General features: G+C 47.4%; 39 protein-coding genes and 1 pseudogene. 8 read left to right on the top strand and 32 right to left on the bottom strand.

What is annotated here, in order from left to right; all coding sequences use genetic code 11:
* Window positions 1-45 precede the first annotated feature (45 nt).
* The 12 genes from OGV77_RS17680 to OGV77_RS17625 all read right to left on the bottom strand — a co-directional run bounded on the left by OGV77_RS17680 (window position 46) and on the right by OGV77_RS17625 (window position 8,923).
* Window positions 46-396 (bottom strand): phage head closure protein, encoded by a 351-nt coding sequence (locus OGV77_RS17680; RefSeq protein WP_087857745.1) that lies wholly within the window; start codon window positions 394-396, stop codon window positions 46-48.
* Window positions 393-710: a head-tail connector protein gene (locus OGV77_RS17675; RefSeq protein ID WP_087052790.1), complete on the bottom strand. Its 318-nt coding sequence runs from the start codon at window positions 708-710 to the stop codon at window positions 393-395. The genes OGV77_RS17680 and OGV77_RS17675 overlap by 4 nt, the downstream gene beginning before the upstream one ends.
* Window positions 691-1,068 (bottom strand): hypothetical protein, encoded by a 378-nt coding sequence (locus tag OGV77_RS17670; RefSeq protein ID WP_286502916.1) that lies wholly within the window; start codon window positions 1,066-1,068, stop codon window positions 691-693. Before OGV77_RS17670 ends, OGV77_RS17675 begins: the two co-directional genes overlap by 20 nt.
* Window positions 1,069-1,165: 97 nt before the next feature.
* Window positions 1,166-2,452, bottom strand: a complete 1,287-nt coding sequence (locus OGV77_RS17665) for a phage major capsid protein (RefSeq protein ID WP_286502915.1) — start codon at window positions 2,450-2,452, stop codon at window positions 1,166-1,168.
* A 72-nt stretch (window positions 2,453-2,524) separates the two neighbouring features.
* Window positions 2,525-3,445: a S49 family peptidase gene (locus OGV77_RS17660; protein ID WP_286502914.1), complete on the bottom strand. Its 921-nt coding sequence runs from the start codon at window positions 3,443-3,445 to the stop codon at window positions 2,525-2,527.
* A gap of 36 nt (window positions 3,446-3,481) precedes the next feature.
* Window positions 3,482-4,741 (bottom strand): phage portal protein, encoded by a 1,260-nt coding sequence (locus OGV77_RS17655; protein ID WP_286502935.1) that lies wholly within the window; start codon window positions 4,739-4,741, stop codon window positions 3,482-3,484.
* A complete protein-coding gene (locus OGV77_RS17650; RefSeq protein ID WP_080625269.1) occupies window positions 4,741-4,920 on the bottom strand; it encodes a hypothetical protein in 180 nt (59 codons plus the stop codon). Before OGV77_RS17650 ends, OGV77_RS17655 begins: the two co-directional genes overlap by 1 nt.
* Window positions 4,914-6,635, bottom strand: coding sequence for a terminase large subunit (locus OGV77_RS17645; protein WP_286502934.1), 1,722 nt, complete (start codon window positions 6,633-6,635; stop codon window positions 4,914-4,916). Before OGV77_RS17645 ends, OGV77_RS17650 begins: the two co-directional genes overlap by 7 nt.
* On the bottom strand, window positions 6,635-7,069 hold the full coding sequence (locus OGV77_RS17640; protein ID WP_042309017.1) for a phage terminase small subunit P27 family: 435 nt from the start codon (window positions 7,067-7,069) through the stop codon (window positions 6,635-6,637). Before OGV77_RS17640 ends, OGV77_RS17645 begins: the two co-directional genes overlap by 1 nt.
* A gap of 336 nt (window positions 7,070-7,405) precedes the next feature.
* Complete coding sequence (locus OGV77_RS17635) at window positions 7,406-7,768, bottom strand: HNH endonuclease (protein WP_286502933.1); 363 nt, start codon at window positions 7,766-7,768, stop codon at window positions 7,406-7,408.
* Between the two features lie 641 nt (window positions 7,769-8,409).
* On the bottom strand, window positions 8,410-8,577 hold the full coding sequence (locus OGV77_RS17630) for a YnfU family zinc-binding protein (protein ID WP_219816768.1): 168 nt from the start codon (window positions 8,575-8,577) through the stop codon (window positions 8,410-8,412).
* Between the two features lie 199 nt (window positions 8,578-8,776).
* On the bottom strand, window positions 8,777-8,923 hold the full coding sequence (locus OGV77_RS17625) for a hypothetical protein (RefSeq protein WP_286502932.1): 147 nt from the start codon (window positions 8,921-8,923) through the stop codon (window positions 8,777-8,779).
* A gap of 244 nt (window positions 8,924-9,167) precedes the next feature.
* Here OGV77_RS17625 and OGV77_RS17620 point away from each other — a divergent pair, with 244 nt between their 5' ends.
* On the top strand, window positions 9,168-9,416 hold the full coding sequence (locus OGV77_RS17620) for a CsbD family protein (RefSeq protein WP_286502931.1): 249 nt from the start codon (window positions 9,168-9,170) through the stop codon (window positions 9,414-9,416).
* A gap of 161 nt (window positions 9,417-9,577) precedes the next feature.
* Here OGV77_RS17620 and OGV77_RS17615 read toward each other — a convergent pair whose 3' ends face one another.
* The 5 genes and pseudogenes from OGV77_RS17615 to OGV77_RS17595 form a co-directional block, all read right to left on the bottom strand.
* Window positions 9,578-9,715 carry a hypothetical protein gene (locus tag OGV77_RS17615; protein WP_286502930.1) on the bottom strand — a complete coding sequence of 46 codons (138 nt, stop codon included), beginning with the start codon at window positions 9,713-9,715 and terminating at the stop codon, window positions 9,578-9,580.
* 332 nt (window positions 9,716-10,047) lie between these two features.
* Window positions 10,048-10,575 (bottom strand): hypothetical protein, encoded by a 528-nt coding sequence (locus OGV77_RS17610; RefSeq protein WP_286502936.1) that lies wholly within the window; start codon window positions 10,573-10,575, stop codon window positions 10,048-10,050.
* Window positions 10,576-10,598: 23 nt separating this feature from the next.
* Window positions 10,599-11,147 carry a lysozyme gene (locus tag OGV77_RS17605; RefSeq protein WP_200094265.1) on the bottom strand — a complete coding sequence of 183 codons (549 nt, stop codon included), beginning with the start codon at window positions 11,145-11,147 and terminating at the stop codon, window positions 10,599-10,601.
* Window positions 11,119-11,397 carry a phage holin gene (locus OGV77_RS17600; RefSeq protein WP_016150496.1) on the bottom strand — a complete coding sequence of 93 codons (279 nt, stop codon included), beginning with the start codon at window positions 11,395-11,397 and terminating at the stop codon, window positions 11,119-11,121. The genes OGV77_RS17605 and OGV77_RS17600 overlap by 29 nt, the downstream gene beginning before the upstream one ends.
* A gap of 152 nt (window positions 11,398-11,549) precedes the next feature.
* Window positions 11,550-11,738: pseudogene (locus OGV77_RS17595) on the bottom strand (hypothetical protein).
* A 343-nt stretch (window positions 11,739-12,081) separates the two neighbouring features.
* On the opposite strand from OGV77_RS17595, the gene OGV77_RS17590 reads away from it, so the two are divergent.
* Window positions 12,082-12,252, top strand: a complete 171-nt coding sequence (locus OGV77_RS17590) for a YnfU family zinc-binding protein (protein WP_162835200.1) — start codon at window positions 12,082-12,084, stop codon at window positions 12,250-12,252.
* 412 nt (window positions 12,253-12,664) lie between these two features.
* Here the strand turns inward: OGV77_RS17590 and cspE are convergent, their stop codons facing one another.
* Window positions 12,665-12,877 (bottom strand): transcription antiterminator/RNA stability regulator CspE, encoded by a 213-nt coding sequence (gene cspE / locus OGV77_RS17585; RefSeq protein ID WP_005127641.1) that lies wholly within the window; start codon window positions 12,875-12,877, stop codon window positions 12,665-12,667.
* 535 nt (window positions 12,878-13,412) lie between these two features.
* On the opposite strand from cspE, the gene OGV77_RS17580 reads away from it, so the two are divergent.
* On the top strand, window positions 13,413-13,625 hold the full coding sequence (locus tag OGV77_RS17580; RefSeq protein ID WP_286502929.1) for a KTSC domain-containing protein: 213 nt from the start codon (window positions 13,413-13,415) through the stop codon (window positions 13,623-13,625).
* A gap of 315 nt (window positions 13,626-13,940) precedes the next feature.
* Here OGV77_RS17580 and OGV77_RS17575 read toward each other — a convergent pair whose 3' ends face one another.
* The 13 genes from OGV77_RS17575 to OGV77_RS17515 form a co-directional block, all read right to left on the bottom strand.
* On the bottom strand, window positions 13,941-14,756 hold the full coding sequence (locus OGV77_RS17575) for an antitermination protein (RefSeq protein ID WP_286502928.1): 816 nt from the start codon (window positions 14,754-14,756) through the stop codon (window positions 13,941-13,943).
* Window positions 14,757-14,797: 41 nt separating this feature from the next.
* Complete coding sequence (locus OGV77_RS17570; protein WP_286502927.1) at window positions 14,798-15,121, bottom strand: RusA family crossover junction endodeoxyribonuclease; 324 nt, start codon at window positions 15,119-15,121, stop codon at window positions 14,798-14,800.
* Window positions 15,114-15,422: a Ref family recombination enhancement nuclease gene (locus OGV77_RS17565; protein ID WP_286502926.1), complete on the bottom strand. Its 309-nt coding sequence runs from the start codon at window positions 15,420-15,422 to the stop codon at window positions 15,114-15,116. Before OGV77_RS17565 ends, OGV77_RS17570 begins: the two co-directional genes overlap by 8 nt.
* Before the next feature lie 148 nt (window positions 15,423-15,570).
* Window positions 15,571-15,750 carry a hypothetical protein gene (locus tag OGV77_RS17560; RefSeq protein WP_080625029.1) on the bottom strand — a complete coding sequence of 60 codons (180 nt, stop codon included), beginning with the start codon at window positions 15,748-15,750 and terminating at the stop codon, window positions 15,571-15,573.
* A 132-nt stretch (window positions 15,751-15,882) separates the two neighbouring features.
* The gene (locus tag OGV77_RS17555) at window positions 15,883-16,119 is read right to left on the bottom strand and encodes a DinI-like family protein (protein ID WP_080625028.1); all 237 of its coding nucleotides are present in this window, start codon (window positions 16,117-16,119) and stop codon (window positions 15,883-15,885) included.
* 133 nt (window positions 16,120-16,252) lie between these two features.
* Window positions 16,253-16,630 (bottom strand): GNAT family protein, encoded by a 378-nt coding sequence (locus tag OGV77_RS17550; RefSeq protein WP_286502925.1) that lies wholly within the window; start codon window positions 16,628-16,630, stop codon window positions 16,253-16,255.
* Window positions 16,627-16,848, bottom strand: a complete 222-nt coding sequence (locus OGV77_RS17545; protein ID WP_286502924.1) for a hypothetical protein — start codon at window positions 16,846-16,848, stop codon at window positions 16,627-16,629. Before OGV77_RS17545 ends, OGV77_RS17550 begins: the two co-directional genes overlap by 4 nt.
* A complete protein-coding gene (locus OGV77_RS17540; protein WP_095715887.1) occupies window positions 16,845-17,507 on the bottom strand; it encodes a DUF1627 domain-containing protein in 663 nt (220 codons plus the stop codon). Before OGV77_RS17540 ends, OGV77_RS17545 begins: the two co-directional genes overlap by 4 nt.
* A gap of 13 nt (window positions 17,508-17,520) precedes the next feature.
* On the bottom strand, window positions 17,521-17,976 hold the full coding sequence (locus OGV77_RS17535; protein ID WP_095715888.1) for a replication protein P: 456 nt from the start codon (window positions 17,974-17,976) through the stop codon (window positions 17,521-17,523).
* Window positions 17,960-19,054 (bottom strand): DnaT-like ssDNA-binding domain-containing protein, encoded by a 1,095-nt coding sequence (locus tag OGV77_RS17530; RefSeq protein ID WP_286502923.1) that lies wholly within the window; start codon window positions 19,052-19,054, stop codon window positions 17,960-17,962. Before OGV77_RS17530 ends, OGV77_RS17535 begins: the two co-directional genes overlap by 17 nt.
* Window positions 19,051-19,293 (bottom strand): DUF4222 domain-containing protein, encoded by a 243-nt coding sequence (locus OGV77_RS17525; RefSeq protein ID WP_095715890.1) that lies wholly within the window; start codon window positions 19,291-19,293, stop codon window positions 19,051-19,053. The genes OGV77_RS17530 and OGV77_RS17525 overlap by 4 nt, the downstream gene beginning before the upstream one ends.
* 12 nt (window positions 19,294-19,305) lie before the next feature.
* On the bottom strand, window positions 19,306-19,782 hold the full coding sequence (locus OGV77_RS17520) for a toxin YdaT family protein (RefSeq protein ID WP_080625019.1): 477 nt from the start codon (window positions 19,780-19,782) through the stop codon (window positions 19,306-19,308).
* Entirely contained in the window at window positions 19,782-20,021 is a 240-nt protein-coding gene (locus OGV77_RS17515) for a Cro/CI family transcriptional regulator (RefSeq protein ID WP_286502922.1), read from the bottom strand. Before OGV77_RS17515 ends, OGV77_RS17520 begins: the two co-directional genes overlap by 1 nt.
* Window positions 20,022-20,101: 80 nt before the next feature.
* Between OGV77_RS17515 and OGV77_RS17510 the strand changes: the two genes are divergently transcribed.
* Both OGV77_RS17510 and OGV77_RS17505 read left to right on the top strand, forming a co-directional pair.
* Window positions 20,102-20,512 (top strand): helix-turn-helix domain-containing protein, encoded by a 411-nt coding sequence (locus tag OGV77_RS17510; RefSeq protein ID WP_286502921.1) that lies wholly within the window; start codon window positions 20,102-20,104, stop codon window positions 20,510-20,512.
* 264 nt (window positions 20,513-20,776) lie between these two features.
* Window positions 20,777-21,085 (top strand): hypothetical protein, encoded by a 309-nt coding sequence (locus OGV77_RS17505; protein WP_286502920.1) that lies wholly within the window; start codon window positions 20,777-20,779, stop codon window positions 21,083-21,085.
* On the opposite strand, the gene ymfI is transcribed toward OGV77_RS17505, so the two are convergent.
* On the bottom strand, window positions 21,023-21,364 hold the full coding sequence (gene ymfI, locus OGV77_RS17500; RefSeq protein WP_087052788.1) for a YmfI family phage protein: 342 nt from the start codon (window positions 21,362-21,364) through the stop codon (window positions 21,023-21,025). The genes OGV77_RS17505 and ymfI overlap by 63 nt on opposite strands.
* A 299-nt stretch (window positions 21,365-21,663) precedes the next feature.
* Here ymfI and OGV77_RS17495 point away from each other — a divergent pair, with 299 nt between their 5' ends.
* The 3 genes from OGV77_RS17495 to OGV77_RS17485 all read left to right on the top strand — a co-directional run.
* Window positions 21,664-21,858 carry a hypothetical protein gene (locus OGV77_RS17495; RefSeq protein ID WP_286502919.1) on the top strand — a complete coding sequence of 65 codons (195 nt, stop codon included), beginning with the start codon at window positions 21,664-21,666 and terminating at the stop codon, window positions 21,856-21,858.
* Complete coding sequence (locus OGV77_RS17490) at window positions 21,851-22,036, top strand: hypothetical protein (RefSeq protein ID WP_044711810.1); 186 nt, start codon at window positions 21,851-21,853, stop codon at window positions 22,034-22,036. The genes OGV77_RS17495 and OGV77_RS17490 overlap by 8 nt, the downstream gene beginning before the upstream one ends.
* Before the next feature lie 333 nt (window positions 22,037-22,369).
* Window positions 22,370-23,012, top strand: a 643-nt coding sequence (locus tag OGV77_RS17485) for a phage-associated endonuclease (RefSeq protein ID WP_502873700.1), incomplete at its 3' end; no start/stop codon positions are given.

The raw sequence follows: 23,012 nt of genomic DNA, 5'->3' as shown, positions 1-23,012 counted from the left end.
TCATCGGGCAGAAGCAGAGGATAAACATCCAGCCCGGTCAGGCGTTCAAGTGCTGCCTTTAATGCCAGCTCGATCATGACGTGCGTCTGCCTCCCCTGTGATGATGATGCGGTCCGCAAGACGTTCGACGTTACGAACGGTATAAACCCGGTCAGACGTCGTTATTTTCCAGTCGATATCAATATTCAGGTTCGGATGAGTGGTAAAAAGACACGTTTCAACAACCTGCTGTTGATCCAGTGTGCGGACCTTTCTGCCCGATACCAGCTCGCGCTTCGCCCAGGCTTTCCCGGTCGCGACCAGTTGTTCCGGCAGATGTTCACCCAGCGGCCCCCGGCCGGATTGCATATACCCAATCGAAAGACGGCAGGTCATCTCTTCCGGCTTCAGGCTCATACGGTGTTCTCCTGCAACGGGAAAAGAAGATGCCGGACCGCAGCCGTCTCCAGCCACTGACCAGTGAAACCATTCAGATACGCATCCCCGACCAGGTACTGCATGGCCAACTGGATATCTTCATCCGCCACAAAACCGCGTACACCTTCCGGCAGCGCCTGCAGTTCGTCATCGCTTCCCACCAGTTTGCAGTAGTAGTCACGTTCAATACTCTTTTGCGCAGCCGCCACCATATTAGTGAGCATGCCGTCATGCTCTGTGAAATCCGGCTCCAGACGGAGCTGGGTTTTCACATCATCCAATGTCAGTATCATGGTCATCGGCTCCCTTGCGGGGACTCAGCGCCTTTTCCGCATCTTCTGGCCATACCGCAATATGGCGTTCAACCAGTTTTTCTGCGTACTCAGCATCAAAACAGGCCGTATCACCGCGTGAATAACGATGATAGGGTCCCAGGAAAAAAACCGCTTTCCGCGCCACTTCTGCTCCCGTCAGGCCCGTAGTCCCGTTTGCTTCACTTCCGGTCAGATCAACACCGGCATTATCTGAACCCGCTGCAGTATTCTGACCGTCATCCCCGTCCACTGAATTTTCCGGCGTCAGTTCATCCGGCTTTTTCACATCACCGGCTGCAGCCGCCGCTGCCGCTGCTTTTGCTGATTTCGTTGTCATCGTTTTGCTCCTGAAAAGAAAAAACCCGCTACTGCGGGCCTGGGGGATTACGTGCTTTTATTCTGTGCGACCGTGGTCGCACAGAGTGCAGGACCGGTTAAAACAGAACTTTTGTCCCGAGAACAAGACCTTCCGGATGACGGAAGCCGATATCGTGCTCCGTCACCACGCGAATCAACGACTGGTTACGGGAGAACGCGGAAACCAGATTGCCGTCCCCGTCCTGATAGGAGGCTTCCTGCGAGAACGACACCTTCATGTTGCCGTCTTCACCGATAACCACATCATTAAAGTCAGCGAAGTAAATTTCCGACTCTTTGCCTGCGTCACCGAGGTTTGCCGGGATAGCGCTGGTACGCTGAATCTGAAATCCCTTCAACATCCCCTGGGCCATTTCCGGGTAGACTTTGTTACCGTTACCGTCGCGCAGCCCGAACAGTTTCATGTAAGTCCGGTTCGACATACCCCAGCCGCAGCTGATCATGTTGCTGTTGCCGTCCATCGCCATCAGAATGATGGCGTCGAGATAGGTATCAATCGTCTGCAGATTAACCTCTGCAGCAGCTTCCCACGGCAGCAGGCGGTTCCACTCAGTTGCCCGCGCTTTCATACCGACAGGCGTATCACCAGTACCGTCATCACGCATAAAGGCTTTATCTTCACGAACAGAAATCGCGGTCAGAATATCCTGCAGGACCAGCTGCTCCACGTTGTAGCCAGCACGACCAATCAGCTGGTTGGAGATAGGCACCATTGCAATCATGGTTTTCGCAGTGAGTTTCACATCATCGAAGCGCGCTTCTGATGTTTTCGCATCCTTGCCTTCCCCGGTGTAGCTCGCCGTCGCACCACCGGCCAGACGCGGCAGCGCCATATTGCCGTTCGGCAGCGGAATGGAGCGCGCGCCCAGCTTACGGACTATGGTGCGATCGCGCAGCAGTTCGATCACCTCGCTGTGCAGGTTTTGCGGAATAAGAACGCCACCTGACGCGGCGGCAGTGTTGATGGCCATCGAGACAGACTGGTCATTCAGTTCTTCAGCTGCAAATTTAGCAGCATCCTGGACGTTACCCTGTGCTGCCGCAATCGACATCACCAGACGGGTCATTCCTGCGCCGGTATATTGCTTTGGCTCTGCTTTAACGCTGATACCCGGAGCCTGTTGTGTACCTTTAACCGGTTTGGCAACAAGCGCTGCAGCACGTTCAGCTGCTTCCAGACGCTCCATTTTGGCACTGATATCTGTAAACTGCTGCTGCAGGCTGGCAAATTCGGTTAACTGCTCCGCTGTCAGCGTTCCACCGGTAGTTTCAATCGTGGCCAGGGCCTGTACCTGTTCATTAATACCCGCACGCTGACGACGTAATTCTTCAATCTGTGGCATAGTTTTCTCTCTTTTTGGCATAAAAAAAGCAGCCAACAGGCTGCTTTCTGGTAATGACGCATTAGCGCCGGGTCACATTCTGGTTTGCAGGTCCATCGCGGCGGCCTGCAACTTTATGGAAGTGGTTTGTTGAGGTTGTTTGTACTTTGCTGCAATGGCATTAATCGCAGACTGAGGATCCGAAACTTCATCGGCAAGACCAGCAGAAATGGAATCAGCGCCGAAATAGATTCCGGCCTGCGTGTTAATCACCGTCTGAGGGGCAAGATTCCGGTATTCCGCTACAGAGGTAATAAACGTCTCGTACATATCGTCAATCATCCTCTGGAACATTCCCCGAGCGTCTTCACTCAGTGGCTCATGTTGTGTACCGTTATTTTTATTATCTCCCCGAAAAATCGTGGTGAATGTTAACCCCATTTGCTCTTCCATCTTGGAAGTATCCAGGTGTTCCATGATCACTCCAATCGAGCCGACTCCACTGGTCTGACTGACTACAATTTTGCTGCAGGCCGAAGCGATAAAGTAAGCCGCAGAATAGGCGCTGTAGTTCACAATTGCAGTAATAGGCTTAGTTTGACGTGACTGGAAAATATAATCGGCCAGTTCCTTGCATCCAACCGCCGCACCACCACCAGAATTTATATCCAGCACAATTTCACTGATGGAAGGGTCATTTAATGCAGCATGCACCTGGCTACGTATGCGCTCATAGCTGGTAAGTTCAGAACACATTGCAGTAATTTGCCCACGACGCGGAACCAGAATGCCGTGAACAGGAATAACTGCCATTCCACCAGCTGGTTGAACCAAATCTGGCGCCTGATTGTTATCAGGATCCTGCGTCATGTGAATTCCAGCCTCTTCTGATAATCCCTGAATACGGGGAACCAGCACAGCTTTTACAGAATCCATTGTCTGTCGTGTCACGTAATGTGGAACACCAAAGACCATAGCCGCCAGGTGCGGCAGATTAATTAAATTTTTTGTCATGATGTTTACCAGGTCAGCCCGCACTGCGGGTGATATTCAGTTTCTGGACAGAATAGAGTTGATTTCTGCCAGTTGATTTGCTGTTGGCGCGTTATCGCTAGGTAAGATTTGTTTACTGTCGACCATATTCAGAGGCGTCAGGTATTTGTCCCCTCCGGCGATGGGTGGAAGGTTCTCCATGCGGCGAATGTCGTTAACCGATAACCAGCCCCACTGGCGGCCTAGTGCATAAGATTCATAACGTGACTTCTGATCACCGCGCAGCAGGCCGGATACATTGAATTCAATGTACAGATCACTGCGCTCGCTGGGTAAAAGCAGATCGCGCATTAATGCGCCTTCATGACGCTTCAGCCAGGCCAACAGCGTATACATCACAAACTGCAGCCCCTGGTGCTCAATGTTGTTATTCGTGGCTTTCTCCAGCATCTGCACCATATGAGGCGGGATTTTATAGAGCCGGCACACTTCTTCCACTCCCCATTGTCGGGACTGCAATAATTGAGCTTTCTCGTTATCCTGAGATAACTGTTTATAACTCATCCCCTCCTGGAGGAGTGCAACAGAGAAAGCATTCCTGACACCAGAATAACGATCCGTCCATTTTGCCAGCAGTCTGTCTATTGCATCCTGGTTTTTTATTGTCGCGGCTTCTTTTGGACGCTCAATAACACCACTCATCGTCGTACCTCGACGAAAAACCTGAGCAGCATGTTCTTCCACAGCCAGGTTTAACCCAAGTACATCAGCATTTGTCTGGATTGGAGAACTGCCGATATAGCCATCGAGCGAAAATACTTTCACATGATGCATCATGCGCATTGGCAACGTTTCGCCAATTTCGGGTAGTTCATAATATGGCATCCCATCCGGGCCTTTCAGGACAATGACCTTTTGGGGATTAACCGGGATTAATTCGCGGGGATAACCTTTCCCGTCCCTGTCGATGATCGAGTAGCAATTCCCCTCCAGACCAAGCAGGCCCTGCTGCTGTTCAAAGTATTCAAATGAAGTGTCCTTTTTATTAGGCTGGGAATGTACAAGATCATAAACGGGGTGGTCAGAAGCTCGCTTACGGGCTCCGTTAGCACCTCGTCTGTAAAGCTCACACGGCAGTTGCGCTACGGATTCAGCCAGAAGAGTTACACATGCCCGTACAGCTGATAATGCCATCGCAGTTTCAGGAGTTATGATTATCCCAGCCTTACTCTGACTCGAACTCACACCTCCCAGCATGGTTTCCCAGAATCCACCACCTGATCGCGATTTACCCCGAAACATCTGGGGGATAAACATTACTCACCCCCTGGTTTGTGAAATCCTGTAGATATGGATCTCGCAATTAAAAACGACCACAGCAGGCAAATTAAGCCGCCGGTAATAAATCCGACGGAGGGTGAAATAAGCCAGGCGCCGGTCGACAATAAGCCGACACCAACGAGGCCGATAATAAAACTCAGGACTGTGATTAACATGTAATATCTTCCTCATCATAAGCCGATTTACTTACTGTACTGTTCAGCATGGCCCGTCCGATCCCCATAAGTAATCCTACAGCACCATCAATTTTATTTTGCTTACCCTCCTTGCCGGGGCGGACAATATCATCGCTTCCAGGCAAATAACGCCCGATGACATTCTGGATGCACCAGTTCATGATAGGGTTACCGTCATGATGAAAACGTCCTGATGCCAGCGCGGCCTCGATTTCACGCATTGGATCACTCATGTTGGTGAAGTTTTGCCTGATCTCAACTGGCTCCAGCCCCTCCTCTTCAAGCATGTGTCGTAATGATGTTGCACCGTAAGGATCAATAGGACACTGAACGATTTTTACACGCTGACGTAATTGAAGGATTGACTCAAAAATAAGCCGATAGTCCACTTCCGCACCTTCTGTCGGTATCAGAACCTCTTGTTTAACAAATGACTGATAGCGGTCAGAAGTGGTTTTCAATGTGGGATCTGGTGAGTAAACCGTATCTTCAGGCACCCAGAACATCGGACTGACACAGTAGAAATGCGTAATACCATCCACTTCCCGTCTGAAAACTGGTACGACCGCATTCAGGTCAACCTTAGACGCAAGGTCTATCCCCAACCAGCAATCTTCATCGGCGAAATCAGACAACTTGAGACTATTGTCCGCTGCAGCCATCCATTTTTGCAGATCATAGAAAACCGTCTTGGCACTTACCCACCGGTTAAAATGCTTGGTAAGAATTTTGTTCGTCTGGCTGGGGTTAGATATTCCAAGCAATTGTTTTGCGCGCAGGAAGTGTTCTTTTACGGAAATACCAATGTTTGGATTTGCTTTGATTAATGCTTCAGGTTTTGTCCAGTCGTCATCATCATCAAGACCGTAAATAATACCGAAAATCGTTTCATTTTCTTCCCCCACCCGATTCCGGCGCAGAATTTCCACCACCTGCGCACGTTTCTCATAACACGGAGAAGTAATGTCATAACCCGCAGTTGTAATGATCAGAGTGATAGGTTGTTCCCTTGCCCCCATTCCTGTTGTCATTGTCGTATAAAGAGCATCTGTTTGATGCTCGTGATATTCATCAATAATTGCACATGAAGGGGAATCGCCGTCACCAGGATCGCCGATGACTGGCGCAAAAACAGCGCCATCCGGACGGGTCATTTTCTTCGCCCAGGGTTTGACTGAGTATTTTTGTCGCAATGCAGGAAGTTTTTTTACCATTTGCAGAGCGGGAGAGAAGACTTTCCAGGCCTGTTTTTCTGTAGTCGCGCCACAGTACACTTCTGCACCATGTTCCCCATCAGCGCAAAACATATAATTACCAACGGCAGCTGCAATTGCGGACTTCCCATTTTTCCTGGGAACCTCAATATATATTTCAGAAAAACGGCGGAATCCGGACTTCCTATTAACCCAACCAAATGGCACACCAAGAGCAAACTTTTGCCAGGGCTCAAATTCTATGCGTAGTTTCTTCCTGGCCCATTCACCAGCCGTATGAGGCATCTTCTGAGCAAAGCGCAAAAATCGCTCGGCCTTGTTTTTATCAAACCGGTAAGGCCAGGCAGGATCCTTCGCACGTTCCAAATCATCAAGGTGTCGTTGGCAGGCAAGCACAGTTAACTGACAAGCAACGATCTTCCCGCCAACAACATCTCTTGCATACTGGTTCGCTGCATTGACGTTCGGATATGTAGCCATCAGTCAAACTCATCAAATTCATTCCCGTCATCGTCAGGAGCATTTCTGCCACTGGTCATTCTGATACGGCTGAGCGGATCTAATCCCAGAAGTGAGCCCAGACGGGCAATCTGGGAAACTGAATCATTTCGGACGTTAACTGCAGGATGTTTTTTTAATCCTCCCATTTCACTTTCAGTTGTCAGCCCTGAAGCCAGTAATTTTTCAGCTTCAAGCATGAGATGGAAGGCATTGCAGTAGGCTAAAAGTAAGGGGGCATCTTCAAGTTCAAATACGCCTCTTTCGATCAGGATTTTGCTCTGGGTCTTCCACATTCTTATAGCAGCCTCCCCCATTAACTCTGCAGGAGGTGCAATTCGGGTTAATTTACTTTTTTGCCCGGCGGGTAAGATGGGTTTTCTACCCCCTCCAGACGATCGAATTCCACCAGCCATAACTCCTCTTTTAATAGGTGAAACCTACCGGAAAAAAGATCCTTATTTATGACGTGCAAAAATGGCCTTCAGGATGCAGTCCTGAAGCGCGAAAGGGGTCAGGGATTTTACCCCCCCTAACCCCTGGCCTATGCTGGCATCAATCAAGATGGAAGTCATCATTCAGGCTGCGACGACGACCGCTGCTTGCATTGTGTGGACAGGCATTAGAGTTATGCCCTGACAGCCCACAATAGCCGCAGCGCAGGTTGGCGCGGCGCGATGAACCACCCCATGTTTTTGGGCAGTTAGCTCTTGTGTTGAGCCGTGAACCACAGTATGTGCAATGGGTATAACTCATCGGATACGCTCTCTGGCTGTCTTCGCTCTGTGGCATTCCCAGCACAACGACTCAAGATTGGAATCGTCATCAGTGCCGCCATGAGCTTTTGGAATGATGTGGTCAACACTGGTCGCTTTCTTCGCTATCTTCTGCCGGCGATGGTTCTTACACAGGTATTGATCACGCTGGAGGATACGCGCCCGTATGATTTCCCAGGGCCGACCGTACCCTCGTTCCTGTCTGCTCTTACCTGCCTGATGGTTACGCCAGCCATCGCCGGCATGCTGCTGTCGGTGTTGTTCACAATACCCACTGGCCTCGTTGGTGATTGCCGCACATCCTTTGTGTCGGCATGGGCGTTTAGCGCGTGGTGGCATCAGTATTGTCCTGTCTTTTGGATAAACTTTTTGTAGTACGCGGAGAGAAAAACAGAAACGACGACTAGCGGAGAACATTCATAAATAGAGAGAATCTGCGCGGTCGCCGCCCCGTAACAGCCCGGATTGCCGGAAAGGATCCGAAAATGATAATGATTATCAAATTACATGAACAAACTGCACCAAACTCTGTGCCATTGCCCCTAGCCCAGTGACTGGCAGTCTGTTCGGGAGTACCTTTTTCACTCTTAGTTTCCATCCAGCACCCTCTGATGATATAAACGTAATCAGATAGTTATAGATAGGGTTTAAAACGGCATTTATTCATTTATAAGGAACAGTATCGTGAAATATTTCGTTTTAATTTCAGCTCTTCTACTGTCTGGATGTGCAGGCGCAGCAGGATGCTATTGGGGTATAACACCTGCAAATTCAGACATCTGCCCTTCCGGGCAATCAGCCTCAGGTGAGTGTCGTTAATTTTCAATTCCTTTCACGAGTGAGTTCGTCGCACGGCAGCACCTCTAGGAGTAAACTGTTTTCCCTGTCCCACCAACTGAAATACATCTCTTTGATGTACGCGTGCAATATGCATAAAAAAGCCCCGCAATTGCGAGGCTTGAGTTTATTTCTCTTGCGAACTACTTGTTGTGAATGACAAATAGCGATTTACATTTAGGACAAAGCAACGCCTGTTGCTGTCGTACTTTCGTGGTCGACTGTGTGGAATTATGCCCACATATCGGACACATAACAGTCATGCTGGCTACAAGGCCAACGCGACGCATTGCGTTATCAAAATATGACATGATGGTTAACCTTTAAATGAGTGTGGTTCACCATATCATAACCAGTTCATTTATTAACCAACTATTCTCGTATATTTGAGATTATATCGATTTATCATAGTCATGCATGCCTACAGCAATACCAGTCATACCCTGAGTTAGCCCGAAGATTAGCAATGAAGATTTTTTCTTTTTTCACCGTAATTGTAACAGCACTTCATTAGGCGCTGGAATAATCATCGTGATTCTTCACAACCCAGTCACCTTTCCTGTCCTTTACAACCTCAATAAATTCATCAGCATGAGAATATGAACCACCTTCATCTTCCCACTCATTTAACGAATGTAACCATTCATCCTGTGTCACGATTTTTCCTGTTACAGTACTACGCAAAAAAATAGTCATAGCTATTTAGCCGGTAATTTAAGGAATCGATTCACTTTGATTATAGGTTAGATATCACTTAGCATATCTCCTATAGCGTCTGAAAATATATCAAATAAAATTAATAGAACATTTTAATATATATCAAATCATTATCAGCGTTTTCCATGTGCATTTATTTTAACTGCTATACTTTGTAGATCACTAATTATTGGAGATTTAGTTTATGTTTGGTATAAAAAAAGATAAAAACCATATTATTCATGGTGAGCTGGAGGAAAGTTATGGTGAGGCTCTGGAGTCACCTGACCATAAATTTAATGATACAGCAAAAAAATACGCATCCAGAGCAGGGGATGCAGTGCGAACAAGTACAGATAACATCAAGAGTCAGATAGAGTCCAATCCAATAACGTGCGTCGCCGTAGCTGCGACCACCGCGTTTATAATTGGTTTTTTGATTGGGCGGCGTTAAATAATAAATGGCTCACACCGAGCCATTTAAACCGTAGAACACTTAAGTAGCAAAAATAAACAATATTACTTATTTTTTAAATTTCATTTATACGAAGTTCTAATCGAATTCTCAACACATAAAAAAACCGCCTAGATTACGACGGTTTATTATGATGCGTATCATTTAGGAGAATCCCTTTCAATTTCGGGATTATCTGGCTCTGAGGGTTCTCCGTCATCTGGATAAATAGGTTTATCTTCTCCAGGGAAGGGTAAATCTTCAGGCATCGGATCAACTATATCAGGACGGTCTGTCATAAAACCACCTTTAAATTACTAAGAAAACAACAAAGCATTATGTTTACTTTTGTGTTTTTTTAGTTTTATTCTTTTCCTCATCATCATTTTTTCTATCCTTGTTCTTAGATTGATCAGGAGATATGTTAATTGAGTAAAATTTCATGGAAAACTCCAATTTATTCTCCAGCAAGTCGCTGTGGTTATAGTATAGTTTAAAAAAACCATAAAAATTAACGAGGCGGTTATTATTTCGCGCAAATACATCCATGTCATTAATTAATGAGAAATTAAAAAAACATACTTACAATTAATTTACATAATCCTATAGAGCGAGATTATTTTTATGTTTTCTAATTACCCGCATCGCTTCCAACCTTCCTCTGCCTTTTTATCTCTTCAATTTCTCTAATCCCTGTAAGTTGGTTGTTTGCCTTCTCTATTGCTGCAAGAAGAGGTTTAATCCAGAGTACGGCCTGGCAGTACGTCAGCGCGCTGGAGGCAACGGGACTATCACTGGTTGCGTCAGCGTCCCCGGAATCGGAGTACATTGCGCTGGCACGTAAACGGTTCGCGTAGTTGAGCAGCCCACCAGCGACATCAGCAGGAACAGGCATATCACAGGTTTTTTCACGTCGGAGAATCTCCCGGTATTCGATCACTGTTTTCTCGGTGCTGGCATCTATCAGTGAGTTAAGGCGATTGGCGTTCTCGGCTACCTGGTTAAACCGGTTGAAGTTGAAAGCCTGTGTGGTTATTACCGTCGCCTGTAGTGTGTTGTCGCTGCGCAGTACCCGATTGTCACTTTCGGATGTGGCCAAAGCGGCATCGCTGCGGGACAGCAGCACGCAGAGCACCGCGATGAAGATGATAGCTGTCATCCCAACAACAACGAGGCTTCTGTTCACTGGTCTATCCCCCAGCACGTCAACGCGCTTTCCTGGTCCCGTCTTTCTACCTGCCCATAACAGCCATTTTTTTGGCCTTTTGTCAGACGACAGTCGCGGCCACCGTCTTTTATCCACCAGCGAATGGCTTCACAGGCGCCTTTACGGTCGCCCGCATTGATCCGCTTATAGAACGTAGATGGGAAACATTTTCCGGGGCCGATGTTATACGGGCAGAAAGAAGCGATACCCGCTTTCTGTGGTTCGGTTAGTGGTACTTTGATATTTCGCTCAACCCACGCCAGCGCCTTGTCGCGTTCAATGGCGTTTACCTGGGCGCATTTCTCAGCTGACAGCTTCATGCCCTGTACTACTGGCTTGCCATCAACCATCGTGGCGCCACGACAAATCGTCCAGAGCCCGCCGCCGTCGCGATACGCCGTCAGGCTGTTACCCTCTTTCTCATCCAGAAACTGATCGAGAATAACGGGCGCGGAAGCCCCGGCAAGAATCAAACCAACGACCGCTGCGCTCAGTTTATTCTTCAGCTTTGGTGACATTGCCATTAAGTCGGTCCTCCCTTTCCTTTTGCCTGTAATACCAGTTCACTGCACAGGTGATTACCGTGCATGCGATACCGACAATAATCGCCCAGTCGCTCAGACTTAACCCTGCAATTCTGTCGGCCAACATCCAGGACACCTCTTTTGCTGTTTTAGCTGTTTCGGCATATGCCTTCGCTGATACACCGCAGCCGGTCAGCGTGGTGCCTGTTCCATATGAAAGTCTGCTGTAAATGGTGCTCATTCTGGTCATAGCCTCACCTCCGAGAGTTCGGATGGCGCTTTACGATTAAGGAGGTCAGGCTTCACGGGCTGGATTTATTAACAAAGCACGTAGTGGATGCTTCCCGTGAGCCTGAAATAAAAGAGGCCACCATGCGGGAGCCTCAAAGTAAGTCCGATTGTCTAGTTTGGTGGAGTGAGTGGCCCTTCTAGGACCTCTGCCTCACCGTTATGGCAAGTATCATCACCTCTGGTCAGATGCCATACCCCTGTAACGACTTTCCCCGTCTCCAGGTCATCTACTGTGTCGTTCGTCTAATAGGCCACCTGTACAACACCTAAATGGTGAATCCAGTAATACCCTTCCTTCATATCGCCCCCAATAACTAAAAATTATACTGTAAAGGAAAGCTCATATGCTGTTTGTGCAAGAAAACACAGCGGCCAAGAGTGAGACGTCCCATTAGTTCACTGTCAGTTTTCTCAGAGAGAGGCATTCTCATACTCACGTTCTTTACGAGACTTTTTCTAGTGCTATTCACCGCTCAACACTATCTTCTCAGTGACTCATCACAATCAATCTATACGCGTTATCTTACTAATGGCTATATCAATTCAGTCACCGATATTTTTATCAGCCCACATATTTTCACAAAATTAAGATTTCCTGGGCAAATTAAGGTAAAGTTGAAGTCCATCCATCAAGGAAAAGCCTATGTCAGAACGTAAAGACTCTAAATCACGCCGTAACTATCTAGTCAAATGCACCTGCCCAAACTGTACCCAGCAATCTGAACACAGTTTTTCAAGAGTACAAAAAGGTTCCCTTTTAATCTGCCCTCATTGCAATAAAGTATTCCAGACAAATCAAAAAGAAGCAGCCTGAATCTGTTTGAGATACCGTTTCTCGCACAGAGTCACTACCATCTGTATTTTAAGATTGATCAAGCTACAGATAATAAAAAACCCGCTGGCTGCGGGTTTAGTATTTTCGTATTCAATGAATAGCAATTATGGTGATATCTGGGAAAACCATCCCCTTGCGTACTTTATCGTGTAAAGCAAGCAGTCAGTCTCTACCGTTATACTTTTCGTGCAGTGAACCTACACTCAACGACAATGGTCAGCATACTTTCTCATTCGAGATTGAGATGAAATAAGCTTACCGTTACCTTTAATGCCGGATCAGTAACATTTTAACTCTACTGATCCAACAATACTTCCATTACTTCTGTCAGTATGTCTACTCAGGTCTAAACCGTCTTCGTTATCGCATATTAGTTTAAGTTCAGAAAAAATCAGGCAGCAACAACGTTTTCGGCTGAAGGCCCTTTTGCACCAGCAGTAATACTGAACTCAACTTTTTGGCCTTCATTCAGTGTTTTAAAACCACCACTTTGAATGGCAGAGAAGTGAACAAACACATCTTTGCTACCATTATCAGGAGTAATAAAGCCAAAACCTTTAGACTCATTAAACCATTTTACTAAACCAGTCATTTTATTAGACACAGATCATTCCTTAAATTCTATGTAGCCTTACGGCGAAAAGGTTTTCGCACACAATCTAATTAGTAACGATAAGAAGGCTCAAAAGGAAGGATTATCAGTGGATAACGCTTGAGATGAGAACTGCTTTACTAAACCGCTTTAATGGGTCTGTGTACCAAAACAACCATTCATTAATCACACAACCCACAAACAATAGCAAGTTATTTTTTATTAAATTGTTCAGAACATCTTAGAAATGGATGCTGTGACAGCATAATCAGTGATTTTTTTGACCTCGATAACATATGAGTGATTGTCCCCTTTATGAACAGAAACAGAATACATCATTTTTATCAAGAACCTATAAAGAACTTTCAATCACTCTGAAAAAATCCAGTAACGAGGTTTTGTTCTATGTTTTCGTAGTCCAGGGAATTGGTGGTAACAAAGGAAATTATTTAATCCAACCAAAAAAATATTTACAAAACTATGCAACTTTTATTTCATATATGTGTATTATTAGGTAAAGGAAATCAGAACTTTCAAAGGAGAAAAAATGCAACGACAGAAAATGATATCATCGAAAATAAAATTTGTTGGTTACTACCCATTAGAAAAAATCCTCGAGATAGGATTCGTTAACTCTTCAACCTTCCAGTACGTTGGTGTCCCACAAAGCATCTATAATTCTTTTCTAGCAGTACAATCTAAAGGTCGTTTCTTTGATGGCGTTATTAAAGGTAAATTCTTGTGTCGTAAAACCGGATGATTCAAGAAAACTACTCTTACTTATATCCTGAAAGTCGTTTTTATTGCTTCCGGTTGTTGGTGTCCATTTGCACAGGATGTTGATATCCCACAGAACACTATTCTCATCAACTTCATACCCGTCATTAAAATGAATCTTTGCAATACGGGAATGCTTACAATTTTCGAGTTCTTAGAAAATAAAACCCCGCCCAGGCAGGGTTTCAATGATTAATTTCGTGCAGGCGCTATACCCCACGATTCAAATCGTACAGGACAGAAGTATGCAAAGTCAACACTATCATGCGAAAACTTGTCGGCATCTGTTCCGATCGTATTAATTACTGGTTACTTTCTCAAATTCTGATGATGCGTGACGCTCTCCCTTGTGCAATACATCAACAAGCATTTCATAGAATGGTTTCCAGTTACGCGACCATGAGGACTGATGGAGATCCGGGAGGCGTTTCAGAATGGTTCGGTGTACCGTCGCAGAGGAGATAGCAGAGAATCCATTACCAGAGCAACGTTCACACGTTTTGAAAACCGGTGCGCCCCGCTCTTTAGTCGCTTTACGGTCGAGTACCTCCCCCTTTCCACCACAGCGGCATCGGGCGCTTATAGCTCCCTTCCCTTCGCAAACGTCACAAACAGCGGGCACAATCTCTGTAACCTCTGTCCACTGCTCCCAGTCTGACGGACGAACGGCTCGCGAACGGCTGGCCCAATACGGCGCTTTACCCCACGGGTAAGATACTTTGCGCGTGGTCTCTGTGCGATATGTTCTCCCGCTACCGCTGCAACTGTGACACATCACGCTGGCTGCAGCCGAACGGGAGTATTCAGCAAAGGCAAATTGCGCCAGCATCAGCATGCACCATTCGAACTCACCACCGGCTGCTTTGCGCACGTTCTTTGGTGCTGTCTTCATCGCATGGCGCGCCAGCGCCTGTACAGCCAGTTGTTCATCCGATTTACTGATACCCGCCTTACCAAAGAACGCCGCCAGACCGAACCGCGCGCGGCTGCTGGTCGTACCGATGGCTACCATAACATCGGTCCCGGTAATCCGATCGGGAGAAGTATCTCTCACACTATCTGAGATGTGCATACTCTGTGGGCTGAAGTGTTTAAGCGAAGATTCCAGTTTCATTATTCGCCCCTCTCAATTGATTAAATTAAAATCTGTCTGGTTTAGCCCCATGCTTTTGATGCCCGAACATCCCATATATGAGCATCATTTTCGTAAATGGCGTCCATCAGGGCTTTTATCATGTTGTCAAAATCAGGTTTTACCTGGTGTGGTTTACCGTTGAACTCAGCCTGTTTCTTTTTGCTCCAGCTCGCTGGCATCGGAAGAATGAAGGTGACATGCGAACCGCTTTCCGGCAGTTCAACCCGCTTCAGACGAACCTCATCACAGAAAGCACGGTAACGCAGAACCTCGGGGCGATTTTTCCATGTGTCAGCGCGCGTCATTCTGGGCTTGCCGACAGTCGTGATTTTATATTCAGGCATGAGTCGATTCCCCCAGTTCATAGAGAACCTGCACCAACAACTCTGTTTCAGTACCGTAACTGTCTTCCCATAACTGGCGGCCAGCATGAATGGCTACGCCGTGTCCGCCCTGGCGGTGATGGATTGGGCAAAGAGGAATAACTTTGAAATAGTCAGCGCGCTGGCCAATTCCCTGACCAGTTCGGATGTGATGTATCTCTGCTGGGGTTTCACCCAGTTTCAGGTTTTTGCAGACAATACAGCCCAGCCCGGCTACGCGGGAAAGGTGGAGTTTTTCAGATTTATTTTTTGATCTACTCATGCTGAACCACCAGCACGAACAAAGACACCGCTCACGGAGAAACGGTGTGATTGGGATATTTCAGCTTTATACGCCATCGCTATTTTCCGGTTGGCGCAGTGTGACTCAGTGGGCTGTTCAGACCCGTGTTTGAGTATAACCCAACATATCAGGCATCTGAAACAGGAAGACCAGCTTTCTTTCTTGCTTCATCCAGTGCCCGCAACGACGTAACAAATTCATCTTTGCGCAGCGCGAATCCCCTTTCTACCCTGCCCTTTACGATATAAATCAGAACCGGGCCAGTATGCTCCGGCAGTCCGGGAATTAAATCATCCGGAATTTGCATGAGATGCCCCTTGCGGTGATATCCACACCGTTAAGCCAACGGAAATTGCTTCTTAGCAGCAGCGCGGCGTGCAACGAGAAATTTAGCAATCAGGCGTAACAAATGGCGGCCAAGGCTGCCTTCGAGGGGTGATCAGTTAAAAAACCATTCATCCGCACTTTCCCACGTTTCCTGCAGGATTTCTTCAATACGTTTTTTATCGCTCTTATCGCCTCCGATGACACTTAATCCATCAGAACCGGTTCGACGTATCGTTAATTTACAGGCTGAATAGTCTTGGCTGATTCGACGCAAAAGTTCCTTTTCAAGCGCTGGCACAGCTCCTTTCGGAAGCTCCTTAGTGCGATCAATTGTAATTTCAACTTTCATGATTCCCTCCGCCTTGAGCCGCTGTACATTCATACAGTATACCTATTGAACCTCATATTCAAGTGGTTAATAGCACTTTTCGCCAAAGCCATGCCGTTGTATACACTAAGTTTTTCCGAATATTCAGAACTTATTAATTAAGAAGCTTGAAGCGGAATGAGCAAGAAAAAACCCGCCGAAGCGGGTTGTTAGTATGAGTGCGTTGAGGATAGCCGTTTGTTTTTGGCAGCAAAACGGGATTAGCTAACTTTGCCTCCAGTTCTGCTATGCGCTTCTCTGCGGCTTCCAACTTGGTCTCTGCCCGGTTCGCACGCTCGCCCTCAGATTCTGCTAACTGGTGGTAATGCCACTTTTCCCCTTCGTATGCGCTGGCGTAGCCTTTTTCTTTCTCCAGCTCATCCAGCAAGCCTTTAAGCTCATCAGTCGAAAGGTGCAAAAGCTTTACCCCGGATTTAAGAGCCGTATCGAGATAGTTGCGCATACGCAGTACCTGTTTGTTGAGTGCTGTCATTGGGCCTCCTGGCTAACTTTTTCGACAAGTTCAATCCATTGCGGCGCCAGCCGTTCTTCGGCCCGCTCCCGGCTACCAGCCGGAAAATCCAGCTGTACGCGGTGGCAGTTGTAGGGGCATTTCAGTCCGCCGCGGTGCCAGCCGAACTGGTCTTTTTTAAATGCGTATTCCGGCGAGTTTCCACAGGTCGGGCAGCGTGGTAATTCAGACCGTTTCATTGCGCCAACTCCTGCATCAGCGCCCCGTGCTTGCGAATGCTACGAACGGCTTCACGAAGTTTTTCCAGGTTGGCCAGCTTCGCTTTCGTGCGGCGAATCTCACTTGAGATACCGCGTACCGTTGGGATCAGCAGATCGTCAGGACGGCTGACGAAAGCGGGGATTTCCCCAACAATTTCAGTGACAGATTTTTCTGGTACCGGTGGAGTTGATATCTCCGGTTCCCGCTGTGCAGAGCTTTTGTTTTTCACTGGCCCAGCGGCCGGCACCGAATAAACAAACTTACTGCCCACTTTTTCGCGGATGATCCGCCCTTTTGTCATGTGGTGGGTCAGCATTGGCGCCACACGTTTTGACTCAATACCTGCCAGTGTTGCCAGCTCAAGGGATGTCTGTGGTCCATGTTTCGCCAGTAATGCGATGACGTCGCTGACTGATACACTTGCCGGCGCTTTGCTGACAGAACTGATCACTTCAGGCTGTGATTTAACTTCCCCGGTAGCAACTCTCCAGTACCCGTTAGCCTGAACAACCTCGTTACGTTCTTCGTGTTCACGCAGCATCCCGATCACCGCCGCAGGCTCAATTTTCATGCGCGCCGCAATTTCACGGGCAGTCGCTTTTTCCATCGCTTTCAGTACGTCTAAAATGGTTTCCATAAAATTCTCCTGGTTAAATTAAGCCAGCCGCTTTACGGCGTTTGTATTCTTCAAGCAGCTGCTGCGCGGGTGTCGGTCCTGCCGGATGGAGTGGCGCCGCAATCTGTTTTCTTACCGGAGGGATCTGTTTGCCGTCCTCCAGGTGTTTTTCCCACTTCGCCAGTTGGTCCGCTGCCAGTCTCTCCAGCTCGGGTTGCGTCATTTGTCGCTCAACCCCAGTTCGGCGAAGTTCAGTGCAAATCTGGTACAGGACCGGATTACATTCGCGGGCAATGAAATATTCCTCAGTGCTGGCGTAACGGTAAGATTCGTTGCGCCAGTTCCTGTATTCCGCCATAACGTCCGAAACCTTCAGTCCAAGCTTCCCACCGTCACAGTCAGCCACCAGCGTCACGAACTCAGCCAGGTCAGGTGGCCATGAATTACCCGCTGCACAGCGAGCAACCATCGCGTTACAGACGCTCGTCATCCGGTCGCTGGTCAAACTCCCAATCTGAGCAATCCATAGGTCCGACGGAGCCGATCCGTTTTTGGTTTCCCATCGACTGGAGTAAATTTCCAGCATGAGAACCCAGAACTTCCACGCCTTCTCCTCGAGCGCGGAGTTGTGCAGCGCGTGCTGCGCGTGCTCGCTGTACAGCTGCGTTTGCTGTGGAGTTTGGATCCAGTCCTGCATGTGAGTTACCTCGCGGTTTAGTGGGTTTGGCCTGTTGCAGGTGGCGGGCAAATTTCTGCTCCCACTGCGACTGGTAAAAAACTTTGTTCTCTGGTTGCCAGTAGGCAATGAAGCTGTTCAGTTCGGCTCTGAGGTTCAGTCCATCCGGGATCGTTATGCCCCAGAATCCAACGCGCTGGCGGAAGTCAGCCGACGGTTTCCAGTCAATGGTCATCGGGACCTTCCCAAATGACTCTCCGGCGGGAAAATTCATACCAGGTTGTCCAGGGTATTCAGGAACCGGGTTGTTATTAACTGGTTCGACCTCTTCCCCTCGCGTGTTATGTGTGGGGTTTAATGACGGATCAGGTTTTAATGACGGATCGGGGTCAATTTTTGGGGGGGTTAAATCGCTGTTTTCACCAATTTTTGATCCCTCAATTTTTGACGGGTCAAAATCTGCCCCCTTACTATCCTCTTTTAAGGGGCCATTATTTGACGGGTCAAAAATTGACTCCTTATCTTCCTGCCCTGCTGGCAGGCAACGGGAACCTTTCTTTTGGGCTCTCTCTTCCCGTATTTTTTTACGCCCCGCTGCTGCCGCTTCTTCAAGTTTTGCGATATCAATCTGATAAACATTTGTCAGATTTCTGCCGCCCAGCTTGCGTTCTGTTTTTTTAATCCAGCCGCCCTTAACAAGCTCAGCTAAAGCAGTTTTTATTGTCGTATCGCTTTTAGCGCCGATCTCAATCCTGAGCGTCTCAATCGCTGGCCACGATATGCCGTCAGCATTGCTGTAATCAGCCAGGCGGGCCATAAGCGCAACGCGGGAAATTCCCAATCCAGCAGGAGCGCATCCTTCCCAAACAAGACCGTGTAATTTGCTGCTCACGACTGCACCTTTCTAAATTTCAAATCAAACTCTCTCCGGCCTGTCTCGCAGATGTCCTGATAACCTTCGTATCGGTACATAACCCGAAGATGAGAAACTCTCATTACCGTCACCATGCGTCCGCGTTCGTTGCGGTATTTCATCCCCGGAATCAGTTCAGCGCTGCGATCGACTGTCTCCGCCGGTACTTTGTGCTTCATCGCATTTTTCATGCGGTCTACTAATTCCTGGGCAAGCATGAGAGCCTCCTGTTACGCCGCACGCGGACCAATATGGTTGAACTGGATGCTGACGCCGGGAATGAGATCGGCCAGCGCCTGTATTGCCTCTGCCGTTTCTTTGCGGATTACCTGCATTGGCTTACCAGTCAGCACCGCACTGGTCGCCTCGATGCACTCGCGGTTCGCAATGGCCACTAGGTTATGTAAGTCATGCTGACCAGCCAGCTCTGCATCCATCGCAGCTCTGATTGCTGGCGCCAGCGCAGCTGCCTGACCACGATAATTCGGCGTGTCATTTCGAAATGCCCGCTGGATGATCTGCGTGTTGTTATGCAGGCGGCGCGCATACTCTGACGGGTCGACGATATCCGCCAGGCTGTCCAGCAAATCACCGTAGTGATGCGTTGTAATCAGCGGGACTATCTTTTTCCAGCCCCCTTTCCTGCCATCCTTCACCGCCCACTCTTCAAGCTCGAGGGCCAGCAATTTAATCTCGTTGATTTTCATCAATCAGATTCCTTCTTGGTTGTGCAGGTATTCTGTTTACCAAGGCGTTTAGCCTGGCGGTAACGGTCATAAACGTCTTTGTCGTAGATAAGTACGCCACCCGAGGCTTCTTCCAGGCGATGCGCCCGACCTTCGGGGACAAGAGCTCCCCATTTGTAAAGAGACTGAAGTTCAACACCAGCGGCTTTCGCGAGTTTTGTTTTGGTGTCAAAGAAAGCAAGTGCTTCACATGTGAGCATGTGACCTCCTTTTTGTTAGGCATATCTAACACTAGCTTGCGCGGGATATCTAAGTCAATAAAATTTAGAATTGTCTAACTATGAAAAATTTAAACAGCCTTGGACAAAGAGCCCTTGCCAGACGTAAGGAGCTCAAGCTGACTCAGCGTGAGGCAGCCAAACTTGCTGGTGTTGCGCACGTGACCATTTCGCAATGGGAACGTGATGAAACGCAACCTGTCGGCACGCGTCTGTTTTCGCTCGCAAAAGCGCTATCATGCACACCGACCTGGCTGTTGTTTGGAGATGAACAGCAAAATCCTGTCCCTGCCAGTGAATTACCAACCACCACTCAGTTGACTGACAAGCATCGGGAGTTGATAGATCTCTTTGATTCATTGCCTGAATCAGAGCAAGAAGCCCAACTTCAGGAGATGCGAGCGAGAGTGCAGAACTTCAATAAATTGTTCGAAGAGCTTCTACAGGCCAGACAACGCCAAACCAAAAAATAAACACTTATTTATCAGTGATTTAAATTAATTCCGCCTATTTTGTTAGTTATATCTAACAAAATATCTTGCCTATTTCGTTAGACATGTCTAATCTAAATCCCATCAAGTAACCACACGCAGTGATTACTCAGAATCAAAATGTTCCGCCAACCCGGCGTTAATGGGTTTAACAGCGAACAGGCAGGATGCCCACGAAGTAGCCGCCAGGGGCGTATGAAAACCGGGATGATTCGCTAGCAGATGATTTCAAAGGAGATGGAAAAGATGAATGAACAGGATTTGAAACATGTGATCGCATTATTGCTGGAAGACGCTAAGCGTTTGCAGCAGATCGAGCCAAATGCAGGCACTGAGGCCCGTATTTTGTTAGCAAAACAGGCATTAAATAATTGCGGGGCGCAAACCCCTGATCGAACCAAGTTCATGAATTTCATGGCTGACACGATCACCCCTCTGCCATGCAATGGAGAGAGGGTGAGCCGTGTTTATCACGACACAATGGTTAAAGCTTTAAGAATCGAGCTTGATGGGCTTAGGCGTAAGATCGTGATGAACGAAATCGTTGCCAACTAAGGAAGCAGACGGAAGTAAGCATGCGCTTTGTTCAAATTTACAGACAAATATATTTGCGTCAACACCGACGCTGTTAGCAATTGAAAATGTTTGATCAAGGATTTGTTGGCAGTTCATTGTGCTTTTAAGGATATATCCCTCTGGAATCAGTCTGCAGCAGCTATCGTCAGACTCTTTGATTGTTTTCTGGTACAGAAAGTTAAGCATAAATTCTTCAAATTTTTTGGTCTGTTCTGCTGTAGGTTCAAATAGACGAACGTGAACATAAAACTTGTTCATTAGGTTTCCTTGCTGGCTGTGTGAGAGCTCCAGCATACCACCGCGCCTGATGTGGTTAAAAGCAGGCCAAAGCAATAAGAAGTAGAACCCTGTTCTGGCGGCCCGGTGTTTTCCCGTATGTATCCGGTCACCGCCAGCTTTTTCAGGGAACAACATGCAAGCGCACTCCTTCACTTACCAGTTTTGGGTGACAGGTGTGAAACAGGCGGAGTGCGCTTGCAGATGTGATTAGTTGCTGTGTGTGCCGCGTGGTCTTTGCCCATCTCCCACGATGGGCACCTTTTTTTACCGGAGGGTTTATGAAAAATTCACAGCCAGTTATACCGGACGGGGATCCTGATGTGGAAAGCTCAGTAAATAATTTTATTTATCAGTTAAGTGCTCCTGTTTTTCGCGACCGCCTTACAACTGAACTTGAAGCACTGTACGAACAGCAGAAGGCAGCTCTCGATCACACGGAATCTTTACTCAGGATGGTGCGTGCCAATGGTTAAATTTACCAGCGAAGATATTGCCCAACGTACAGCTGAAGCTGAATATAAAAAGGCAGTGGCTGATATAACTGGAGTTCAGAAATACAAAGATGAAGCGGTGCTGGATATGTGCTTCATCAAAGTAATGACCAAAATAGTTAATGACCAGAGGGTTAATATTAGCGAGTTTTTACGCTGAACTTTTATTTACCCCCTTCGATAACTTCAAACAATTAAGAGAGTTTTTATTTATGTCTTAACTGGCAGGGCTAACTATACCCATCGATGATGGCCCTGTCATAACCAGCCATGCAGGGAGGGTAAGTGACACTTGAGTGCTGTCCGTATTGCAAAAAATGGAGTTCTCATGACTCCATGTATAAATCAACCAAAAGAATGCATAAGAGAGTAGTGACTGCTTATTTCTGTAGCCTTGAGCATGCTATCTCCTACAAACAAATCCATGAACCACGGCGCTGCAATTTAAGCAGAAGCAATATGCGCCATTCACATAAACATTATTGAGGTTATTATGACAACTGGATTAAAAAAATTTGGTGGAAGATTCGAACCGAAAAAAAGCGCGCTTGAAAAAGATAGTACGCTTCCGGTTTATGTTGCTTTTAAACAAGCCAAGAATAAAACAATAGCAAAAACATTACTGCATGCGGATTTTATACAGTTCGCGCCAGATTATGCTGATGATTATTTTGCTCCCAAGGTATGGGAAGTAGAGGAAGGAATGTTCTGCACTGTTGAAGGGCAGTTCTATACCGACCTCTTCACCGGTGACATTATCTGGAATGCTGAGAAAGGCGAACCAGAGCGCATCATCGTTGGGCCAGAGCTTGCTGGCGGAAATGAACAACTTAATGCTGACTCGACAGAAGACAAAATGAAACCAGTGAAAGAGCTGGATGTGCTGGCCCGCGCATACTGCCTTGCGGTGTTTGGTGCCATTGATGAAATCACCCCTTCTCAGTATGGCCAGTTAATCGACATGCTGAATGATGATGAATTTAGCCCTTTACGTGAACAGGCAGAGGGTCTTGCCAAAGAACCCCGCATTCTTGCCATGCTTCCTGAAAAACAGACCGAATGCCTGGCCTGGGTGCGTCAGAAGGCGCGCGACAATGCTAAATGGCCAGACTATAAAAACCTGTTTACCCAATGGG

Origin of the sequence: Citrobacter sp. Ce129 (genome assembly GCF_030334545.1) — a bacterium.
In the GTDB taxonomy this organism is placed as follows: Bacteria; Pseudomonadota; Gammaproteobacteria; order Enterobacterales; family Enterobacteriaceae; genus Citrobacter; species Citrobacter europaeus.
This window is presented reverse-complemented; position numbering and strand designations above follow the sequence as displayed.

Excerpts from the sequence above, each read along its gene's own strand:
- OGV77_RS17680 (WP_087857745.1), bottom strand. The coding sequence starts at position 396 with ATGAGCCTGAAGCCGGAAGAGATGACCTGCCGTCTTTCGATTGGGTAT.
- OGV77_RS17675 (WP_087052790.1), bottom strand. The coding sequence starts at position 710 with ATGATACTGACATTGGATGATGTGAAAACCCAGCTCCGTCTGGAGCCG.
- OGV77_RS17670 (WP_286502916.1), bottom strand. The coding sequence starts at position 1,068 with ATGACAACGAAATCAGCAAAAGCAGCGGCAGCGGCGGCTGCAGCCGGT.
- OGV77_RS17665 (WP_286502915.1), bottom strand. The coding sequence starts at position 2,452 with ATGCCACAGATTGAAGAATTACGTCGTCAGCGTGCGGGTATTAATGAA.
- OGV77_RS17660 (WP_286502914.1), bottom strand. The coding sequence starts at position 3,445 with ATGACAAAAAATTTAATTAATCTGCCGCACCTGGCGGCTATGGTCTTT.
- OGV77_RS17655 (WP_286502935.1), bottom strand. The coding sequence starts at position 4,741 with ATGTTTATCCCCCAGATGTTTCGGGGTAAATCGCGATCAGGTGGTGGA.
- OGV77_RS17650 (WP_080625269.1), bottom strand. The coding sequence starts at position 4,920 with ATGTTAATCACAGTCCTGAGTTTTATTATCGGCCTCGTTGGTGTCGGC.
- OGV77_RS17645 (WP_286502934.1), bottom strand. The coding sequence starts at position 6,635 with ATGGCTACATATCCGAACGTCAATGCAGCGAACCAGTATGCAAGAGAT.
- OGV77_RS17640 (WP_042309017.1), bottom strand. The coding sequence starts at position 7,069 with ATGGCTGGTGGAATTCGATCGTCTGGAGGGGGTAGAAAACCCATCTTA.
- OGV77_RS17635 (WP_286502933.1), bottom strand. The coding sequence starts at position 7,768 with ATGCCACCACGCGCTAAACGCCCATGCCGACACAAAGGATGTGCGGCA.
- OGV77_RS17630 (WP_219816768.1), bottom strand. The coding sequence starts at position 8,577 with ATGTCATATTTTGATAACGCAATGCGTCGCGTTGGCCTTGTAGCCAGC.
- OGV77_RS17620 (WP_286502931.1), top strand. The coding sequence starts at position 9,168 with ATGTTTGGTATAAAAAAAGATAAAAACCATATTATTCATGGTGAGCTG.
- OGV77_RS17615 (WP_286502930.1), bottom strand. The coding sequence starts at position 9,715 with ATGACAGACCGTCCTGATATAGTTGATCCGATGCCTGAAGATTTACCC.
- OGV77_RS17610 (WP_286502936.1), bottom strand. The coding sequence starts at position 10,575 with ATGACAGCTATCATCTTCATCGCGGTGCTCTGCGTGCTGCTGTCCCGC.
- OGV77_RS17605 (WP_200094265.1), bottom strand. The coding sequence starts at position 11,147 with ATGGCAATGTCACCAAAGCTGAAGAATAAACTGAGCGCAGCGGTCGTT.
- OGV77_RS17600 (WP_016150496.1), bottom strand. The coding sequence starts at position 11,397 with ATGACCAGAATGAGCACCATTTACAGCAGACTTTCATATGGAACAGGC.
- OGV77_RS17590 (WP_162835200.1), top strand. The coding sequence starts at position 12,082 with ATGTCAGAACGTAAAGACTCTAAATCACGCCGTAACTATCTAGTCAAA.
- OGV77_RS17580 (WP_286502929.1), top strand. The coding sequence starts at position 13,413 with ATGCAACGACAGAAAATGATATCATCGAAAATAAAATTTGTTGGTTAC.
- OGV77_RS17575 (WP_286502928.1), bottom strand. The coding sequence starts at position 14,756 with ATGAAACTGGAATCTTCGCTTAAACACTTCAGCCCACAGAGTATGCAC.
- OGV77_RS17570 (WP_286502927.1), bottom strand. The coding sequence starts at position 15,121 with ATGCCTGAATATAAAATCACGACTGTCGGCAAGCCCAGAATGACGCGC.
- OGV77_RS17565 (WP_286502926.1), bottom strand. The coding sequence starts at position 15,422 with ATGAGTAGATCAAAAAATAAATCTGAAAAACTCCACCTTTCCCGCGTA.
- OGV77_RS17560 (WP_080625029.1), bottom strand. The coding sequence starts at position 15,750 with ATGCAAATTCCGGATGATTTAATTCCCGGACTGCCGGAGCATACTGGC.
- OGV77_RS17555 (WP_080625028.1), bottom strand. The coding sequence starts at position 16,119 with ATGAAAGTTGAAATTACAATTGATCGCACTAAGGAGCTTCCGAAAGGA.
- OGV77_RS17550 (WP_286502925.1), bottom strand. The coding sequence starts at position 16,630 with ATGACAGCACTCAACAAACAGGTACTGCGTATGCGCAACTATCTCGAT.
- OGV77_RS17545 (WP_286502924.1), bottom strand. The coding sequence starts at position 16,848 with ATGAAACGGTCTGAATTACCACGCTGCCCGACCTGTGGAAACTCGCCG.
- OGV77_RS17540 (WP_095715887.1), bottom strand. The coding sequence starts at position 17,507 with ATGGAAACCATTTTAGACGTACTGAAAGCGATGGAAAAAGCGACTGCC.
- OGV77_RS17535 (WP_095715888.1), bottom strand. The coding sequence starts at position 17,976 with ATGACGAGCGTCTGTAACGCGATGGTTGCTCGCTGTGCAGCGGGTAAT.
- OGV77_RS17525 (WP_095715890.1), bottom strand. The coding sequence starts at position 19,293 with ATGCTTGCCCAGGAATTAGTAGACCGCATGAAAAATGCGATGAAGCAC.
- OGV77_RS17520 (WP_080625019.1), bottom strand. The coding sequence starts at position 19,782 with ATGAAAATCAACGAGATTAAATTGCTGGCCCTCGAGCTTGAAGAGTGG.
- OGV77_RS17515 (WP_286502922.1), bottom strand. The coding sequence starts at position 20,021 with ATGCTCACATGTGAAGCACTTGCTTTCTTTGACACCAAAACAAAACTC.
- OGV77_RS17510 (WP_286502921.1), top strand. The coding sequence starts at position 20,102 with ATGAAAAATTTAAACAGCCTTGGACAAAGAGCCCTTGCCAGACGTAAG.
- OGV77_RS17505 (WP_286502920.1), top strand. The coding sequence starts at position 20,777 with ATGAATGAACAGGATTTGAAACATGTGATCGCATTATTGCTGGAAGAC.
- ymfI (WP_087052788.1), bottom strand. The coding sequence starts at position 21,364 with ATGAACAAGTTTTATGTTCACGTTCGTCTATTTGAACCTACAGCAGAA.
- OGV77_RS17495 (WP_286502919.1), top strand. The coding sequence starts at position 21,664 with ATGAAAAATTCACAGCCAGTTATACCGGACGGGGATCCTGATGTGGAA.
- OGV77_RS17490 (WP_044711810.1), top strand. The coding sequence starts at position 21,851 with ATGGTTAAATTTACCAGCGAAGATATTGCCCAACGTACAGCTGAAGCT.